This is a genomic window from Pseudanabaena biceps PCC 7429, from assembly GCF_000332215.1.
GTDB lineage: Bacteria > Cyanobacteriota > Cyanobacteriia > Pseudanabaenales > Pseudanabaenaceae > Pseudanabaena > Pseudanabaena biceps.
In genome coordinates, this window is the sequence record NZ_ALWB01000415.1 from 1 (window position 1) to 1,695 (window position 1,695).

General features: G+C 45.4%; 1 pseudogene. It reads left to right on the forward strand.

Going from position 1 to position 1,695, the window contains the following annotated elements:
• The first annotated feature begins 194 nt into the window (after nt 1–194).
• Nucleotides 195–1,576, forward strand: a pseudogene (gene larC / locus PSE7429_RS28100) (nickel pincer cofactor biosynthesis protein LarC).
• The last annotated feature ends 119 nt before the right edge of the window (nt 1,577–1,695 follow it).

Here is a 1,695-nt window from a genome sequence, read left to right on the forward strand (position 1 = left end):
TTGCTACGCAAACCCTTTCTCAAAGCCCGTTTCCAATTATCCCGAATTCACGTTAGTAAGGGTTTTTAAGTAAAGAAATGGCTACGCCATTTCTTTACTTGGTATTAACGTTAATACAGGTGGCGATAGCTATCAATGCTAGGATTCTGAGAGGCGAAATATTTTATAAATTTATCGACTCTACAGGTATTTTCATGGGACGTGTGGCATATTTAGATTGTCCAACAGGTATCGCTGGTGATATGTGCTTGGGAGCGCTGGTAAGTGCAGGTGTCCCCTTAGCTTACCTACAGGAGGTCGTTCACAAATTAGGACTTGATCGCGAAGTCAAGTTATGGACAGAATCTGTTTTGCGTGGTGGCATTACCGCAACGAAGTTACATGTCGAATTACTAAACTATAGTGGTAGCGAGCCTCCCACGGTTGAGTTAAGTCAGGAGCATTCCCACACTCATCACGATCATGGAGAGCATAGCCATAGTTCCCATAGCCATAGTTCCCATAGTCATAGTTCCCATAGTCATGGATCGCATTCTCATTTACCCGATTCTGATCAGGAATATTCCCATCATGAACATTCTCCTAAAGGGCATCGGCACTTACCTGATATTAATAAAATTATTAGCGAGGCAAAGCTACCAAAAAAGGTTGAAGCATGGAGCCTCGCTACCTTTAAAGCATTAGCGATCGCCGAGGGAGCCGTCCATAACATTGCCCCCGAAGCCGTCCATTTTCATGAAGTAGGAGCGCTGGATGCGATCGTCGATATTGTCTGTACCTGTGCGGGATTTGCTTGGTTAGATATTGAACAAATCTACTGTTCGGCTTTACCTGCGGGCGGTGGCTATGTGGATTGCGATCATGGCAAGATGCCCGTACCCGCGCCTGCCACGTTAAAGCTATGGGAATTGCATCGAGTCATCACCTTTGACAATGGCATCAGGAAAGAATTAGTTACGCCCACAGGAGCGGCGATCGCCGTTACCCTCTGTAAAAAATTCGGTGAAGTTCCCTTCATGGAAATCCAAAAAGTAGGCATGGGAGCGGGTACGAGGGATTTAGAAATTCCTAATGCTCTGCGTTTATGGGTGGGCGAGGGTAAAAAAAAAGCTTAAATCTTGAGAATACACCTACCATCCAAACGGAAACGATCGCGATCCTCGAAACTCAAGTCGATGACATGACTGCTCAAGCGATCGCCTACACGATGGAGCAACTATTTCATCATGGCGCTTTGGATGTCTATACCCAAGCGATCGGCATGAAAAAATCTCGCAGCGGCATCTTAATTACCGTCCTCTGTCCCTGCGATCGACAGGATATTTGCGAACGAGTTCTCTTTCGAGAAACAAGTACCCTCGGCATTCGATATCGTTTACAAGAGCGTAAAATTCTCGGTCGGGAAATCCATGAAGTAGAAACGGTATATGGTAAAGCGCGCGTAAAAATTGCCCAGCGCCATGACTTTCAGACAATCCAGCCAGAATATGAGGATTGCGCGAACCTAGCCCGCTTGCAAAATGTTCCTCTATTAACAGTTCAAGAAGCCGTCAGACAAGCAGCACAGGAAATCTGAAAAAGACTACCAATTTATACCAATTCACTGAAGTGTTGGCTCACTTCAGTAAATTAAAAAAACGTGAGTTCGGGATAATTTGAAACGGGCTTTGAGGAAGGGTTTGCTACGCAAACCCT